General features: G+C 52.9%; 11 protein-coding genes. 6 read left to right on the top strand and 5 right to left on the bottom strand.

The features are described 5' to 3' along the window. Positions 1-250: 250 nt before the first annotated feature. From AC1931_RS13550 to AC1931_RS13535, 4 genes are all read right to left on the bottom strand, one after another. Positions 251-1,636, bottom strand: a complete 1,386-nt coding sequence (locus tag AC1931_RS13550; RefSeq protein WP_483877817.1) for a tetrathionate reductase family octaheme c-type cytochrome — start codon at positions 1,634-1,636, stop codon at positions 251-253. Positions 1,637-1,944: 308 nt separating this feature from the next. Further along, positions 1,945-4,224 carry a DNA translocase FtsK gene (locus tag AC1931_RS13545; protein ID WP_483877816.1) on the bottom strand — a complete coding sequence of 760 codons (2,280 nt, stop codon included), beginning with the start codon at positions 4,222-4,224 and terminating at the stop codon, positions 1,945-1,947. A 1-nt stretch (position 4,225) separates the two neighbouring features. Continuing rightward, complete coding sequence (locus AC1931_RS13540; protein ID WP_483877815.1) at positions 4,226-5,914, bottom strand: ribonuclease J; 1,689 nt, start codon at positions 5,912-5,914, stop codon at positions 4,226-4,228. Further along, a complete protein-coding gene (locus AC1931_RS13535) occupies positions 5,898-6,608 on the bottom strand; it encodes a lysophospholipid acyltransferase family protein (protein ID WP_483877814.1) in 711 nt (236 codons plus the stop codon). The genes AC1931_RS13540 and AC1931_RS13535 overlap by 17 nt, the downstream gene beginning before the upstream one ends. A gap of 286 nt (positions 6,609-6,894) precedes the next feature. Between AC1931_RS13535 and AC1931_RS13530 the strand changes: the two genes are divergently transcribed. The 6 genes from AC1931_RS13530 to phoU all read left to right on the top strand — a co-directional run bounded on the left by AC1931_RS13530 (position 6,895) and on the right by phoU (position 14,751). Continuing rightward, positions 6,895-7,866 carry a PstS family phosphate ABC transporter substrate-binding protein gene (locus tag AC1931_RS13530; protein ID WP_483877813.1) on the top strand — a complete coding sequence of 324 codons (972 nt, stop codon included), beginning with the start codon at positions 6,895-6,897 and terminating at the stop codon, positions 7,864-7,866. 192 nt (positions 7,867-8,058) lie between these two features. Then, complete coding sequence (locus AC1931_RS13525) at positions 8,059-10,674, top strand: hypothetical protein (protein ID WP_483877812.1); 2,616 nt, start codon at positions 8,059-8,061, stop codon at positions 10,672-10,674. Positions 10,675-10,722: 48 nt separating this feature from the next. Continuing rightward, positions 10,723-12,531: a phosphate ABC transporter permease PstA gene (pstA, locus tag AC1931_RS13520; RefSeq protein WP_483877811.1), complete on the top strand. Its 1,809-nt coding sequence runs from the start codon at positions 10,723-10,725 to the stop codon at positions 12,529-12,531. Positions 12,532-12,556: 25 nt separating this feature from the next. Next, positions 12,557-13,462 carry a phosphate ABC transporter ATP-binding protein PstB gene (pstB, locus tag AC1931_RS13515; RefSeq protein WP_483877810.1) on the top strand — a complete coding sequence of 302 codons (906 nt, stop codon included), beginning with the start codon at positions 12,557-12,559 and terminating at the stop codon, positions 13,460-13,462. 89 nt (positions 13,463-13,551) lie between these two features. Further along, the gene (locus tag AC1931_RS13510; protein ID WP_483877809.1) at positions 13,552-14,049 is read left to right on the top strand and encodes a hypothetical protein; all 498 of its coding nucleotides are present in this window, start codon (positions 13,552-13,554) and stop codon (positions 14,047-14,049) included. A 39-nt stretch (positions 14,050-14,088) separates the two neighbouring features. Further along, the gene (gene phoU, locus AC1931_RS13505) at positions 14,089-14,751 is read left to right on the top strand and encodes a phosphate signaling complex protein PhoU (protein ID WP_483877808.1); all 663 of its coding nucleotides are present in this window, start codon (positions 14,089-14,091) and stop codon (positions 14,749-14,751) included. Positions 14,752-14,875: 124 nt separating this feature from the next. On the opposite strand, the gene AC1931_RS13500 is transcribed toward phoU, so the two are convergent. After that, positions 14,876-16,222, bottom strand: coding sequence for a TRAP transporter large permease (locus tag AC1931_RS13500; protein ID WP_483877807.1), 1,347 nt, complete (start codon positions 16,220-16,222; stop codon positions 14,876-14,878). Position 16,223: the final 1 nt, after the last annotated feature.

Raw genomic sequence — 16,223 nt, 5'->3', positions numbered from 1 at the left:
GACGTTGGAAATTTATTTGCGTCACAATTTGTGATGGCTGCATACGATCCTTTTGTGCCACCCTTATTCTGAAACGGGTGGTACAAAAAAAATCATTCATCCACTTCTATCGCAGGGACGGGCGTTCATCGAACCTTGATGTTCAATATTTGTTGCAGATTCAAGAATAACAGTCAAGGGAGAAACACAAAAAAGCTCTCCGTTATGTACATACGGAGAGCTTTTAAGTCTAAATGCTGAACAGTTTGAATTATTTAAGTCTTCTTTGTTTACGATCAAGCATCGGATCAGCGCTGTAGCCTAATTCGCTCCAGGCAAAATCACTCTTTTTACCATGGCAGTCGGTGCAGCGCAGAGCCTGTTCTTTGGGAGCGACCATGTGATTGATGCGCCAGTACATGGTGGTGGGGGCAAAGCCGTATTCACCGCTGAACTCAAGGCCACTTACCTGCATTCCGGCTGCCGCTGCTTTATTCCAGTCGAAATTCACCCAGTAGGCATCCGGATCACCTTTTGGCCCCCAGACTTTCGGGGTGATCAGGTACATGTTGTTGGTGTCGTAGATCTGTTTTGCGGTGTGAACTTTAAAAGGATAAATCTTTGATTCTGGATCGGTGCGCGCACCGATGGGGTAGTTCAGTGTTGTCACCTTGTCAGGATCGATTTTTTCACCCAGCTGATAGGCACCGGCCTCACCATTGTACCAGGCATAGGTTGGTTGTATGTTTTTCCCCCAGGTAAAGTGTCCTTTGCGCTTGTCATATGCTTTGCGCCCATGTTCATCATCAGGGACATCGAGATCCTGTCCGGCTGTCGACCAGTCCCATGAGGTTTTGGTAGCAACTTCTTTCGCAAAAGCCGGAATGTGACAGGTCTGGCAAGCCACAGAAGCATAGTGGTTATTGAGGATTTTACTCTCGTGAACCTCTTCGCCGTGACAACCGACACAACCAATATGATTTTCACCGCTCGGAGAGACCACCATAGCGTGGCCGCGAATGTTGTGGTTTTCAGTAGAATGACAGTCGCTGCAGCTGAAGTTCAAACCATCAGTGGCCATGTGAACATCAATGTCGCGGCTGGGATTGGTGATGCTGGAATCGAGGTCGCCATGCTTGACGGCATCACCACCACCGCCGAAGAAATGGCAGGCACCGCAGGCTTGCCGCGAGCTCTTGCCGACACTCTGGGCAACCTGAAGCAGGTCCACGTCTGCAGCAGGGTTGCCGGCGCCGGCCGGGGATTTTTTATAAGTGCCGGTGCCATCATGACAGACCAGACAGTCCACTTTGGTCTGATCAGTGAAATCGAAGTTCTGATCCTCCCAGCCGTATCCTACATGGCAACTGGTGCAGCGCGGCTCATTGGAACCAACGGCCACGCAGAAATTATTGATGGCGTTGATTTTTCCGCGATTGATCTTTTTGCCGTCGACGTTCTGTTCCAGCGACCAGGTCCAGTGGCTGGTTGCCATGACTTGCCGGGCCGCATCGTCGTGACACGAAAGGCAGGTTTCCGTCACTTCCGGACCACTATTGAAGGGATCCGTAATAAACATGGAATGGTCGGTCGCTGTCGCTGTTCCTGCCCAGAAAAGCAGGATGGTGAAGAGGGTTTTTTTGCCGAAGGCGGACATGGTATGGCTCCTTTTTTTGCACAGGGTATTGGCGACAACAGGCACGATTTAAAAGTGCGGCAAGACTAGCGCAATAAAAAATTCATATCAACATGAAATATCGAAGAATCCATACATAAATATCTACAAAAGTAACGATTGAATGCTCGCTCGTTGCGTGGGATTGGTTTTAACTGGCAGAAAGGTCGATTTTTTGGTCTTAGGTGGGTCAATCGTACGAAACCGGCAGACTGTGATCTGTTCAGGGTTACAGAGTGTTGCTGGTGTCAAGCCGCCGAGTAGCCTTCATAGGTCCATCCGTATGAAGTCTACTCGATCTTGCTGATCAGGACCTCGCGGGGTTTGCCGCTGCCGTCGGAGGGGCCGACGATCCCTTCCTGTTCCATTTTTTCAATCATGCGGGCGGCACGGTTGTAGCCAACACGCAAGCGTCGCTGGATCATGGAGATGGACGCCTGGCGCGTGTCGCTGACGATTTTGAGAGCATCATCCCAGAGTTCGTCATAGTCTTCTTCACCGGCCTGATCGGTAACCGCCGGTGGGGTGGTAAGGATCGACTTGTCATATTCGGGCTTGCCCTGGCGCGCAAGAAATTCTACCACGCGCTGCACCTCCAGTTCGGAGACAAAGGCGCCATGAACCCGCTGCAGGTAACCGACTCCGGGTGGGAGGAAAAGCATGTCGCCCATGCCGAGGAGGGCTTCGGCTCCCATGGAGTCGAGGATGGTGCGTGAGTCGATGCGCGAAAACACCTTGAAGGAAATCCGGGTTGGAAAGTTGGCCTTGATCAACCCGGTAATAACATCCACGCTGGGGCGCTGGGTGGCAAGAATCAGGTGGATGCCTGCAGCCCGGGCCATCTGCGCCAGACGGGCGATAGATTCTTCGATGTCGCGCCCGGCAACCATCATCAGGTCGGCAAGTTCGTCAACAATAACGACAATATAGGGGAGGTGGCCGTGTTCCAGTTCCTCCGGGGGGATTTCTGCGGTGATGGGGGGCAGTTCGTCGAGCAGATCGTTTGGATCCAACTGAGGTTCCGGATCAGGCACACGACTTTGTGCTTCCTTGGCTTCCTTAACGAGTTTGCGGTTGTAGCCATCGATGTTGCGAACCCCTTTGGCCGCCATCAGCTGGTAGCGACGTTCCATCTCGCGTACCGCCCAGTTCAGGGCCAGAGCGGCTTTTTTCGGGTTGGTCACCACCGGCAGAAGTAGATGGGGGATGCCTTCATAGATCGACAACTCCAGCATTTTGGGGTCGATCATGATCAGTCGCACATCCTCAGGTGCGGCACGGTAGAGCAGGGACAGGATCATGGTATTGATGGAAACCGACTTGCCACTACCGGTGGAACCGGCAACCAGAAGGTGGGGCATGCGTGACAGATCGGAAACTACCACCTGACCGAAGATGTCCTTGCCCAGGGCCATGGGCAGTTTGCCACCATGTTTGTTAAAGGCCTCGGAATCGATGATCTCCTTGAGATAAACAGTTTCGCGATCCTTGTTGGGGATCTCGATACCGACTACACCCCGGCCGGGAATCGGGGCGACAATACGGATCGATACCGCCTGCAGGGCCATGGCCAGGTCGTCTTGGAGGTTGGAGATTTTGTTGACCTTGACGCCGGGTGCCGGGGAGAATTCGTACATGGTGACCACCGGTCCCGGTTTGACCTCAACCACATCTCCTTCAACCCCGAAATCGAGAAGCTTTTTTTCGAGCATGCGCGCGGCCATGGTCAGACTGTTACGATCAACCGGTTTGGCCGGGGCACCATCGTGTTCAAGAAGGGAGGCCGGTGGCAGGTGGTAGTCGCCACTGGCTTCGAGAAAAGAAAACGCGACCTGGGGGTCTTCCTTGTCGTTTGCTCTTTTTTTGGATTTTTTGCCCGGCGCCGGTGCTGTGAGGTTTTTCGGCTCGCTGGTGATGATGGCCGGCCCTTTCTCATCACGCTGCTGACGGGTTTTTTTCTTGAGCTCCCTGCGTGCGCGTCGGGCTTCCCGGCGCATCTCCAGTCGGCGTCCCAGGCGATCGAGAAAGCCGTCGATAAACAGAACGAATGAAAAACGTGTAGAGAGGATCAGTGCTACCAGGAAAAAGACAATCAGTACAATCGCCGCGCCACCGACATTGAGGTAGTGGGTTAATATTTGTACCAGAATGCGCCCCAGGGTACCGCCGGCTTCATCGATTTGCTGACCGAATAGAGGGATACTGTTAAAACGCAGTGCGAGCAGGGCTCCTAAGGTAATCTGCATCAGCAGAAAAGCGATCAGACGGGTGATACGAAAATGAACATCATTGAATTTGAGCCAGCGCCATGCCAGGTGCAGACAGCCCAGCGGCCACAGCAGGGCGGTCAGGCCGAAGGTCTGGTACATCAGGTCGGCCAGATGGGAACCAAAGACGCCGATCAGATTCTGTACCTGCTCAGGATGCAGGTTGTTATTGAAAGAAGGATCGTCATTGCTGTAACTGAGCAGGCAGATTAACAGAAAAATTCCCAGGGCCAGCCATACCAGACCGAGGATTTCCTTACGCATCCGGTTCTCAGCCAAGGCTGTTGTTTCTTTATCGTTCATATCAGAGTTCCAGAATAACCGGCAGGATCAATGGGCGCCGGGCGATGGCGCGGTTGAAAAAACGGCGCAGCACCTTGCGGACTTCGACTCGGAGTTCCTCCCAGTCTCCGACCATGGCCAGGCTGTGTTCATCAAGCAGTTCGCAGACGCGTTGCCGGGCTTCGGCCAGTAATGCTTCACCATCGTCAGAATCTTCGGGGATAAAGCCTTTGGAAAAAATGTCCGGGCCCTGGATAATTTTTCCGGTTGACTGGTTGATCGCCAGCATCAGAATCACCAGGCCATGGTTGGCCAGATGGCGGCGGTCGCGCAGCTCCATGACCCCGACGTCGCCAACCCCCTTGCCGTCGACAAAAACCCGACCGCTATCAAAACGTTCACCAAAACGCATGCCCTCTGTGCCAATGATAAGTTCCTGACCATTCTCAAGGACCAGGGTGTTTTCCGGGGCTACTCCCATCTCTATGGCCAGTTGGCGGTGTTTGACCAGATGACGGTATTCGCCATGTAACGGAACAAAGTAGCGCGGTTTGACCAGACTCTGCAAGAGTTTCAACTCTTCGCGACTGGCGTGGCCCGAAACATGGATTTCACTGGTTTTTTCGTAAATGACTTCAGCCCCGCGACGGTAGAGATGATTGATCAGGTCACTGATGGCTTTTTCGTTGCCGGGAATAAACTTGGAGGAGAGGATGACTGTATCGCCTGGTTCGATGGTGATTTGTTTGTGATCCCCAAGGGCCATCCGCATCAACGCGCTTAAGGGTTCCCCCTGGCTGCCGGTGGTGATAATCAGCACCTCTTCAGGCGGCACGTGGGGCAGTTCGCGCAGCTCGATAAACTGCTCAGACGGGATAGTGAGATAACCGAGTTGGCGGGCAACGGCGATGTTACCAACCATGCTGCGGCCGTTAATCAGCAGTTTGCGCCCGGCCAGCCTGGCGGCGTCGGCAACCTGCTGGAGGCGATGGATATTGGAGGAAAAGGTGGAGAGGATCACGCGTTGCGGGCAGCGGGGGATGATTTCCTCCAGTACCTTGCCGACGGTGCGTTCTGACAGGGTGTACCCTTCGTTTTCGACGTTGGTAGAATCCGCCAGGAGTAACAGTACCCCTTCCTCGCCAAGTTCTGCCAGGCGCGCGAGGTCGGTGTTTTTGCCGTCGACCGGGGTTGGGTCAATCTTGAAGTCGCCACTGTGGACAATCAACCCCGCCGGAGTTCTGATCGCCAGTCCGACGCCATCAACGATTGAATGGGCGGCCCGATAGGGTTCAACCACAAAGGGAGGAAGATCAATCTGCCGACGGGGTGTGATTTCAATCATCTCAACCCGACTGTCGAGATCGTATTCTTTAAGTTTGCGGCGTAACAGCCCCAGGGTCAGACCGGTGCCGTAAACAGGCGGGGAGCCAAGGCGTTGCCATAAAAAGGGCAGCGCGCCGATGTGGTCTTCGTGGCCATGGGTCAGGATCAGGGCAATAACGTCGGCGCTGCGCTCCTCAAGGGCACTGATGTCCGGCAACACCAGGTCGATGCCGAACATGTAGGCTTCAGGAAACATCAGTCCGCAATCGATGAGCAGAATTTTGCCCTGCGACTCTATTCCGAGCAGATTCATACCGATTTCACCAAAACCGCCAAAGGGTAGCAGACGGACGCTTTCAGTAGGATTTTCAGCAGGGTTGCTCATGTTTTTCCAGACAGCGCGCGATCCGCTCGTGGACCTGATCGGTCAGTTTATCGATGTGTGACATCTTCAATCCATCGGTAGCAATCGGGGGCATAATTGTCAGCAGCAACGGGGTCGGGTTGATGTGCAGGCTGCCTTTGGGCTGCACCTGATGGCTGCCGTGAATGGCCATGGGTACAATCGGCACCCCGGCTTTGGCGGCCAGCAGCAGGGCCCCCTTTTTGAATGGTTGCAGGGTCCCGTCGGGGCTGCGGGTTCCTTCCGGAAAGATGATGACTGATACGCCGTCGCGAATCCGTTTTGCTGCGGCCGCCAGACTGCGCATCGCCTCTTTACGATTGGAACGGTCAATCGGGATATAACCACTACTTTTCATTGCCAGCCCAAACAGAGGAATTCTGAACAGCTCCTGTTTAGCCATCCACCGGAACTGGATCGGCAGGCCGGCATAGAGCAACGGGATGTCGAAATTACTCTGGTGGTTACTGACGTAAATCGCCGGCCCATCAACTGTCAGGTTTTCGCTTCCTGTTACCTTGAGTTTTAACCCCGCCAGCCACAGACAGCTGCGTCCCCACAGGATTCCCCAGCGATGGACAATATTATGTCCAAATGGGGAGAGAACGACGCCAACGGTCAAGGCAATCACTGTCCAGGGGTAGAAAACCAGATAAAAAAATAGTGTACGTAACACTCGCGTGAAACCCCTTCCTTAGTAAAAACAAAACAATCCATTCTACTGTCACATCTCTATCAGCGTCAAACTTTTCTCATGCAGCGTGTCGATACAGACGATCCATGGTCATAAGAATTGCTGACGCGCCGTGGAATGACGGCACCAACCTCATCAAAAAATCGTCAAACCCTAACATTGTCCTAACAAAAAGAGTGCGATATGTGCAGCAACGAAACTGCGAGCAAGCACCTGGAGTTCATGTGTCCAAAAAATTTTTTAACCACAAAAAGGAGAGAATCTCATCATGAAAAAAAGTATCGTCAGCCTCATTGCAACCGGCCTGCTGTGTTTTGGCCTGCCGCTTGCCGCTTTAGCCCTTGACCCCGCTTTAAAGCCCTACACGCCGGTATCCGGTGTATCCGGTACCATCAAAAGTATCGGTTCTGATTCAATGAACAATGAGATGACCCTCTGGGCAGAAGGGATCTTGAATTTTTATCCCAATATTCAGGTTGAAATTGAGGGCAAAGGTTCCGGAACAGCCCCGACTGCTCTTATCAGCGGTACTTCCCAGTTTGGCCCCATGAGCCGCCCGATGAAAGCCAAGGAAATCGACGATTTCGAAAAACGCTATGGATACAAACCAACTCAACTGAACACCAGTATCGATATGCTTGCCGTTTACGTCCACAAGGATAACCCCATCGAGTGTCTGACCCTGCAGCAGGTGGACGCCATTTTCTCCAAGACCCGTCGTGGCGGTAATGCCGAGAATATCCGCACCTGGGGTGATGTTGGTCTGACCGGTCAGTTTGCCAACCTGCCGATCAGTCTCTATGGGCGTAACTCCGCTTCAGGCACCTACGGTTTCTTTAAAGACAATGCCCTGTTCGGCGGCGATTACAAGGATGAAGTCAAGGAGCAGCCAGGCAGTTCTTCGGTAGTTCAGGGTGTCGCCAGTGAGCTCGCCGGGATCGGATACTCAGGTATCGGCTACATGACCGCTGACGTGCGTGCCGTACCCCTGGCCACCGGCCCCGGTGAAAAATGTGTAGCTGCAGCAGCGGAAAATGCCTATACCGGTGAATATCCCCTGTCCCGTTTCCTGATCCTCTACACCAACTACAAACCAGGCAGTGAGCTCGACCCGTTGCGCCGCGAATTCGTCCGTTACATCTTCAGCCGCAATGGCCAGGAAGATGTGGTGCGTGACGGCTACTTCCCGGTATCCAACGTGATTGCTCAGGAGCAACTGCAGAAACTCGGGATAAAATAAGATTTGACTAAATAAGTTTCCAGCTCGGAATCGGTTGACCTTTGGGGGCCGTTTCCGGGCTGATTTCCACTGCCCATTATGGTCAATAATAACATTCATCAGAATGTGCAGCGGTAATCAGCCCGATCCAATTCAAACAGGCCTTTAATAACTTAAACAACGCTTATTGCCAAACTGATGGTGGTTGAATCAATGTCCCAACAGAAAAAAATTACCGGCACCCAGCGGCGCTACGCCACCAAAAAAAGCATCAAGTATATGGATGCGGCTGCGAAAATCTTTATATCGCTGGGTGGGCTGGGAACCATTATTGCCGTTGCCGGAGTTTTTGTCTTCCTGGCGTCGGTGGTTGTTCCGTTATTTGCTCCAGCCGAGATGACGCCGGCGCAAAAAGTTTCTGCCATCAGCAATGAAACCAGAAAATCACCCCTGTTGATCATTGACGAATTTCTTTTAAGTGCCTGGACCCTTGAACAGGGTGGGAGCAATGTTCGGGTTTTTGCTCTGGACGATGGTGAAACGCTGCAGCAGATTCCGGTTTATGAGGGCGAAACGCCGCAAACATGGGCATACGATTCACTCTCCAGGACGCTGATCAGTGCTTTTGTCGATGGGCGGATTGAGCTGAAAAAAGTTGAGTTCAACACCCGTTTTTTACTGGATGAGCAGACCTTGCCCGGTGACTTGCAGGAGCTTGAAGTAGGTTCGGTGTTCCCCTGGGAGGGTGGCATTGTACAACGTACCCCCGTCGGTCAATTGCGCCAGCTCAAGTTGGAGATAACCACCGAATCGATTGTTGAAACCGGTTATCAGAACATCCGCCGGATATCCATGATCATGACCAACAGCGGACCGGTGCTGACCTACCTGACCGATGACGGTATTTTGCGCATCCAGCGCATGGTGTCACGGCGCAACCTGCTGACCGGTCAGGTGACAACCACGGTTAGCGGCGGGTCGTTACAGCTTGATTTTACGCAGCGTGGCATGCCCCAGTGGCTTGACCTGTCAGGTCTCGGTGATACGGCGTTTCTCGCCTGGCCCGATGGCCATCTGGCGCGAATCGACAGTCGCAACCTGAACGCTCTGGCGGTAGCTGAAGAGCTCAGTCTGATACCCGCCGGTGATGCAACCCTGACGGCACTTTCCTTTCTGATTGGTCGAACCACTCTGGTGGCCGGGGATTCGCAAGGACGTTTAAGTGCCTGGTTCCGGACCAGGCCTGAAGGCACCGGCACTTCGGATGGTAACAAGTTGACCCTGGTGCATGATCTTGGGCAGGGTCCTGGTGCCGTTGTCGCTCTCGCTCCTTCAACCAGAAGCCGGCTTTTGGCGGCCGGTTATGCCGATGGCACGGTACGTACCTATCACGTTACCAGTGACCAGTTGCTGGTTGAAGAAAAGTCCGGGCAAGGGGCAGTTGCTGCCGTGTCACTGGCGCCGCGCGACAATCTGCTCACTGCGCTGGTGCCGAGCGGTCTTATGGGATGGCACCTGGACAATAAACATCCGACGGCGACCTGGAAAACCCTGTTTGGTAAGGTGCATTATGAGGGGATGAATGAGCCCGGCTACGTCTGGCAATCAACCGGCGGAACCGATGATTTTGAGCCGAAATACAGCCTCGTGCCCCTGATCTACGGCACCCTCAAGGCAACTTTTTTTTCGATGTTGTTCGGCGTCCCCCTGGCGCTGCTGGCAGCTATTTACACCAGCGAATTTCTTGAAGATAAACGCGTCAAAGCCCAGGTCAAACCGTTGGTGGAGTTGATGGAAAGTCTGCCCACAGTCGTGCTGGGCTTTCTTGCAGCCCTGGTCTTTGCCGTTTTTGTCGAGGGGAAGACCGCCGGAGTATTGGCGGCCTTTATTACCGTTCCTCTGTGTTTTTCCCTGGCGGCTTATCTTTTTCTGTTGCTGCCGATTGATAAATTCGTCCGTTTCTCGCGTTTTCGCTTCTATATCATTGTCTTCCTGTCGCTCCCCATGGGGATTGTGACGGCCGATATGTTGGGTCCGGTACTGGAAAACACGCTTTTTTCCGGTGATATCAAGGCCTGGCTGGATGGCCAGGTCGGCACCGGTACCGGTGGCTGGTTTTTGCTGTTCCTGCCCCTGATCAGCACTGTATTGATCGTGATTTACGGGTTGTTCGTCAATCCCTGGCTGCGCAATAAAACGGCGGGGTTAACGCGTTTTGCTACAGTGATGGCGGAAATCGCCAAATTTGGTTTCGGTATTGTCATTGTTGTTGCTGTCTCCTGGTTGGTTGCCACAAGCCTGACCCTGACAGGCATTGATGTTCGTGGCGACTTTCCCTTTACTGGTCAGATCATGGGAACCTATGTCCAGCGCAATGCCCTGATTGTCGGTTTTGTTATGGGCTTTGCCATAATTCCGGCGGTTTACACCATTGCCGAAGATGCTCTTTCAAGTGTTCCTGAACATTTGCGTTCCGGGTCTCTTTCGGCTGGGGCCAGTCCCTGGCAGACTGCTATTCGCATTATCATACCGACCGCCGCCAGCGGGCTGTTTTCGGCGGTGATGTTGGGGCTTGGTCGAGCGGTCGGTGAAACCATGATCGTGCTGATGGCGACCGGCAATACTCCGGTGATGGAAATGAATATTTTTAACGGGTTCAGAACCTTGTCGGCCAATATTGCGGTTGAGTTGCCGGAAGCGGTCATCTACGGCACCCATTTCCGCATCCTGTTCCTCGCTGCTCTGACCCTGTTCCTGCTGACTTTTACGATCAATACGATTGCTGAGGTGATCAGGCAACGTTTCAGAAAAAGAGCATTTCAGCTCTAACGCGATACAGCAATTAGTTTGCTTAGCTGAAGGTACGGCATTACGAGTATGGAAAAAGACTTAAATACAGGCAGTAACAATAATCAACAGGAACCGTCTGTACGGCTTTGGCGCCGTCAGGGGAGTAATGGCACGTCGGTAGCTTCTCTTGGACAGCCGATGGTCTGGCTGGCTGGTGGCATGCTGGCGCTGTGCGTTGTCATGATTATCGCGTTGATTCTGCTGGTGGTCGTACGTGGTATGGCAACCTTCTGGCCGGGGCCGGTGACCAGTTATCACACCGTTAACGGTCAGGTGGTTACCGGTGAGGTGACCCGCTCAGGTTCTTATCAACCGCGATCGGCACTGATCGAGGCATTGCCGGCAGCGTACCGTGAACGGGCCGAAAATATGCTGGCAGAGAACGAAGGCATTGCTGAACGCGTACTGGTACGTACTGGAAATTATGAAATCGACAACAATCACTTTACCTGGGTGAGTGATTACACGATTGAGCGCATCGAAAAACCGGAATGGTTTGTGGTTATGGAACGAATGACCTGGGGACGCTTTTACGGTATTCCTGCGGCTTTTTACATTGATGGCGAGCAGATTGCCGGTACCCCGGCCACGGTCTGGCAGGAGTATGAACGCTATCACGACGAGATCCGCAAACGGTGGAAACAGCGCCGGTCACTGGAAAGTGAAGAAGTCGGCAACATCAACCATCAGCAGGAAAGTGCTCGTCTTGACTTGCGTACTTTCGAGATGGCTGCGCAACAGGCGCGTATTGATCATGGAGTGCGCTCTGAAGAGTTTCGTCAGGCGCAAACAGCATTAGAACGCCAGCAAGAGCTTTATCAGCAAACAGACGCCAGACTCGAAGAGCAGTATGCAGAAATTCGTAGACAGATTGCCGAGCTCAACCGTGAGAATGATCGTTATCAGATCAACATGGTGACGGTCGATGGTCAGGAAAAGACCATGGGCCTGGCCGAAGTGGTGCGGGCTTATCCCGCCAATCAACTTTCCCTGTTTGAGCGTATCGGTGTTTATCTGGATCGCTGGCAGGAATTTCTCCTAGACGATCCGCGTGAAGCCAACAGTGAGGGTGGGGTCTTCCCGGCCATCTTTGGAACCGTTGTCATGACCCTGATCATGGTCGTGTTCGTGGTGCCATTCGGGGTGCTGGCAGCCCTCTATCTGCGCGAATATGCCAAGGCCGGGCCATTGGTCAGTGTTATCCGTATCGCTGTTAACAACCTGGCCGGGGTGCCGAGTATCGTCTACGGCGTGTTTGGTCTGGGGTTCTTCTGTTATCTGGTCGGTGGTACCGTCGATCAGTTGTTCTTCAGTGAAAAACTGCCCAATCCAACTTTTGGTACCGGCGGTATTCTCTGGGCCAGTCTGACCCTGGCCCTGTTGACCCTGCCGGTGGTGATTGTAGCCACCGAAGAAGCGTTGGCTGCAGTTCCCGGCTCCATGCGTGAGGGTTCCTATGCATCCGGCGCGAGTAAATGGCAGACGATCCAGCGCATAGTGCTGCCAAGAGCGATGCCGGGGATCATGACCGGGATGATTCTCGCTATGGCGCGGGGCGCCGGAGAGGTTGCACCGCTGATGCTGGTCGGCGCAGTCAAATTGGCGCCGGAACTGCCGATCGACAGTATTGCTCCCTTTGTGCACCTGGAGCGCAGTTTCATGCACCTGGGTTTCCATATTTATGATCTGGGGTTCCAGAGTCAGAACAGTGAAGCAGCAATCCCCATGGTGTTTACCACAACCTTACTGCTCATCCTGATCATTACCTTGCTCAACCTCGGCGCTATCTGGTTGCGTAATCGGTTGCGGCGCAAGTTCGTGGTCAGCGCGGTTTAACTTATCTATAGAAGAGGCAGGTTTGATGGCAACAACACAGACAACAGGAATAACCCATAACGGCACCGGCGCCGCCGCTGATCCATCATATGCCGAGCGCAAAAATCGCGGGCGGTTGCAGGAGATCGCATCCGGAAAATGGTTTCCGCCGGTCGTCGATAAAAAACTGGATCGGGAAGAGGCGGTTTTGAGCGTGGAGGATTTCTGCCTCTGGTACGGCAAAGCTCAGGCGCTTTTTGATGTCTCGATGAAGGTGCCAAAATCCAAGGTGACTGCCCTGATCGGTCCATCAGGATGCGGAAAATCTACCTTGTTGCGCAGCGTCAATCGCCTGAATGATCTGGTTGATTCGGTGCGCATCAGTGGTGAGATGAAACTTTACCAGGATTCTATCTACGCCAAAGGGGTGGATGTCATTGAGCTGCGTAAGCGCATGGGGATGGTGGCACAGAAGCCGAACCCCTTTCCCATGTCGATCTATGAAAATGTTATTTATCCGCTCCGGATTGACGGTATTCGCGATCGTCGCATTCTTGACGAGGTTTGTGAAAAATCATTGCGCGGTGCCGCTCTCTGGGATGAAGCCAAGGATCGTTTACAACAGAGCGCTCTCGGACTGTCCGGAGGTCAGCAGCAGCGCCTCTGCGTTGCCCGCGCCATTGCTTCGGAACCGGAAATGCTGTTGATGGATGAACCCTGCTCGGCCCTTGATCCGATTGCCACCGGAAAAATTGAGGATCTGATCGATCAACTACGCGGCGAATACACCATCCTCATTGTCACCCACAATATGCAGCAAGCCGCCCGGGTCAGCGATTACACCGCATTTATGTACCTTGGCCAACTGGTGGAGTACGGTGCCACGGCTTCACTGTTTAAAAAGCCCCAGCTTAAAGAAACCGAAGATTATATTTCCGGGCGTTTTGGTTGATGGACGTCGACTGTTGTGGAAACAGTTAACTATCCCATGTTGGACTTTTCCGACACCCCAATACCTTAAAAACAAAGGAGAAACAAACAATGATCAGATTAAGAAATTTCGTGCCGATGCTGATGCTCGCCCTGGTGGCTGCTGTCACGATCGGTTGTGCCGCCAGGGATCTTGACGCTGCACATCATGGCACAAACTATGATCGTCCCGGCTATGTGACCGCCGTTGAAGATGGTCGCTTATGGGTTTTTAGCGCCGGCAGCAAAGAAGCGCAAGCCTACACTGCTTCCAAAAGTAAACCGGCCAAACATGTGGTACGTCCCGGCGCCGGGCCGAATCGCATGACCATTCGTTCGCCTGAATTTGAAATTATTGACGGCTACCTGATGTCAAAGCCGGGCTTTGTCACAGCAGTTTATGATGGCCGCCTGTGGGTGTTCAAAGAAGGGACCAAAGAGGCTAATGACTACATTGCTTCCAAGAGTAAACCGGCCAAGCATGTGGTACGCCCCGGCGCTGGCCCCAACGGCGTGACAATCCTCTCGCCTGAATTCGACATTGTTAATGCTTATCTGGCAACCAATTAGAATTAAATAGATAAGGCTGCATAAGCCAATGAGAGAGTTATGACCCAGATTTTTTTTCGAGAAATCAAACGCCTGAAAACCCTGCTCCTCGAGCAGGGTCAAGCGGTGGAAGAGCAGGTCAAACTGGCAAAGCAGGCTTTGCTGGGTGTCAATGTGACGCTGGCCGCGGAGATTATTGCTAATGATGATGCCATCGATCAGCGCGAGGTTGATCTGCAGGAGGAATGTTTCAAGCTGTTGGCGCTGCACCAGCCGGTGGCCGTAGACCTGCGCTTTCTTGTCGCAGTTCTTAAATTCAACAATGATCTGGAGCGTATCGCTGATCTAGCCGGCAACGTTGCCAAGCGCACGATCAAAATGAAAGAACTTGGTGATAGCTCGCTGGTTTACGATTTTGCCGAAATGGCAGCCATCGCCAGGCAGATGCTGCATCAGGCAATGGCCGCATTGGTGGATATTGATGCGGAGGCTACGGCGGATGTGTTCATTCTCGAAAAAAGTCTCAATCGTCTGCACAAGACCAACTCCAATACTATCCGTCAGGCGCTGAAAAAGAGCCCGGAGCGGGCCGAGTCGCTGGTCCATCAACTGGTTATCTCCAGAAATATGGAGCGGATTGGGGATCTGGCGACTAATCTGGCCGAAGAGGTGATCTATGTTGCCCGTGGAGAAATCGTTCGCCACAGTGATTCTCCCCTCTAGAGTTCATCTCTTCGCGCTCTGGCCTTGGATGAGCGGGATTGTATTTTCAGCAAAGGGCGGTTCCGTTGCGTAACGGAACCGCCCTTTGCTGATTTTAGAGTCTTAAGAAGAAAACAGGGACGGCTCAGTGCATGATATCGATGCCGAAAAAAGCGGGATAAAACATCAGCATCATCAGGACAACGATCTGAATCAGAATAAAGGGGATTACCCCGCGATAGATCTGTACCGTCCTGACATCCGGTGGAGCAACCCCTTTTAAGTAAAAGAGACTGAAACCGAACGGCGGGGTAAGAAATGATGTTTGCAGATTCATGGCAATCAGAATGGCAAACCATATCGGATTGATGCCGATGGCTTCGGCTATCGGAACCAGGATCGGCACGATAATGTAAGAGATTTCGACAAAATCGATGAAGAAGCCGAGCACCAGGATGGCAACCATTGACAGGATGATAAAGCCCCACTTCTCTCCCGGCAGGCCGAGCATAAAGGACTCAACAATTTCTTCGCCACCGGTATAGGAGAAAACCATGGAGAAGGCCGTCGCCCCAATCAGTATCCCGAAGACCATTGCCGTGACGTTGACGGTTCCAAGAGCCGCTTCATGGAGCATTTTAAAGGAAAAGGAGCGATAGAGCAGTGCCAGTAAAATTGCGCCGATACAGCCGACCGCAGAGGACTCCGTCGGGGTTGCTATCCCGGTGAAAATCGACCCCAGCACCAGGATAATGAGAATCAACGGTGGCGCCACTGCCAGCAGGGCGTTAATGACCTGCTTGGTTTTGCTTTCTTTGCTTTGAATCGCAACCGGGGGGGCAATGTCTTTCATGAAAAATGCAGCGATCAGGATGAATAAAATATAGCCGACAACCAGGGCCAGGCCTGGAAACAGTGCGGCTTTAAATAGATCACCGACCGGCAGCTGAAAAACATCACCGAGAATAATCAGAATAATTGAGGGTGGGATAATCTGCCCGAGGGTGCCTGCTGCGCAGATTGTCCCTGTCGCCAGTTCTTTGTTGTAGCCGTATTTCAGCATGACCGGCAGTGAGATAACCCCCATAGCGACAACGCTGGCACCGACAACCCCGGTTGAGGCGGCGAGCAGGGTACCGACGAGAATGGTGCTGATCGCCAGCCCTCCCCGAACCTCTCCGAACAGAAAGCCCATCGATTCAAGCAGACGCTCAGCCAGCTTGGTCTTCTGCAGGACGATCCCCATGAAAATAAACAGCGGGACGGCCATCAGGATGGTGTTCTGCATAATGGAAAAAATGCGAAAGGGCATGAACCCGAACATGTCCTTGCCGATCGTAAAACCCTGCAGAATAGTTCCACCGTACTGCAGTGACTCGACTATTCCACCAATCATCGCAAAAAAGACCGCGACCGCACCGAAGGTAAAAGCGACAGGAAAACCGAGCAACAACATCACCAGAGCCGCAAAAAACATGATAATGCCAACCATG

The sequence above is a fragment of the Pelovirga sp. C15f genome (genome assembly GCF_057178085.1).
The sequence above is the reverse complement of the archived record's forward strand: the minus strand, read 5'-3'. Positions and strand labels throughout refer to the sequence as shown.

Excerpts from the sequence above, each read along its gene's own strand:
- AC1931_RS13550 (WP_483877817.1), bottom strand. The coding sequence starts at position 1,636 with ATGTCCGCCTTCGGCAAAAAAACCCTCTTCACCATCCTGCTTTTCTGG.
- AC1931_RS13545 (WP_483877816.1), bottom strand. The coding sequence starts at position 4,224 with ATGAACGATAAAGAAACAACAGCCTTGGCTGAGAACCGGATGCGTAAG.
- AC1931_RS13540 (WP_483877815.1), bottom strand. The coding sequence starts at position 5,914 with ATGAGCAACCCTGCTGAAAATCCTACTGAAAGCGTCCGTCTGCTACCC.
- AC1931_RS13530 (WP_483877813.1), top strand. The coding sequence starts at position 6,895 with ATGAAAAAAAGTATCGTCAGCCTCATTGCAACCGGCCTGCTGTGTTTT.
- AC1931_RS13525 (WP_483877812.1), top strand. The coding sequence starts at position 8,059 with ATGTCCCAACAGAAAAAAATTACCGGCACCCAGCGGCGCTACGCCACC.
- pstA (WP_483877811.1), top strand. The coding sequence starts at position 10,723 with ATGGAAAAAGACTTAAATACAGGCAGTAACAATAATCAACAGGAACCG.
- pstB (WP_483877810.1), top strand. The coding sequence starts at position 12,557 with ATGGCAACAACACAGACAACAGGAATAACCCATAACGGCACCGGCGCC.
- AC1931_RS13510 (WP_483877809.1), top strand. The coding sequence starts at position 13,552 with ATGATCAGATTAAGAAATTTCGTGCCGATGCTGATGCTCGCCCTGGTG.
- phoU (WP_483877808.1), top strand. The coding sequence starts at position 14,089 with ATGACCCAGATTTTTTTTCGAGAAATCAAACGCCTGAAAACCCTGCTC.
- AC1931_RS13500 (WP_483877807.1), bottom strand. The coding sequence starts at position 16,222 with ATGGTTGGCATTATCATGTTTTTTGCGGCTCTGGTGATGTTGTTGCTC.